The following is a 219-nucleotide window of genomic DNA, read 5'->3' as shown; positions in this document are numbered from 1 at the left end:
TTGTATTGGTGATTCTGTTATTTGCAATAAACATGGTGAAAATAAAATTATGGAAGGAGCAACAAATTCAATCATAAATAAAAAAGCCATTGCATTAGATGGACATCATTGCGCTTGTGGTTGTATTGGTGATTCTGTTATTTGCAATAAACATGGTGAAAATAAAATTATGGAAGGAGCAACAAATTCAATCATAAATAAAAAAGCCATTGCATTAGA

General features: G+C 29.7%; 1 protein-coding gene. It reads left to right on the top strand.

Annotation, left to right across the window (positions count from 1 at the left end; genetic code table 11):
* A partial coding sequence (locus BHE89_RS03625; RefSeq protein WP_171742451.1) for a PAAR domain-containing protein occupies window positions 1–219 on the top strand: 219 nt, incomplete at both ends.

The sequence above is a fragment of the Shigella sp. FC1967 genome (assembly GCF_001743005.1).
Lineage (GTDB): Bacteria > Pseudomonadota > Gammaproteobacteria > Enterobacterales > Enterobacteriaceae > Proteus.
The sequence above is the reverse complement of the archived record's forward strand: the minus strand, read 5'-3'. Positions and strand labels throughout refer to the sequence as shown.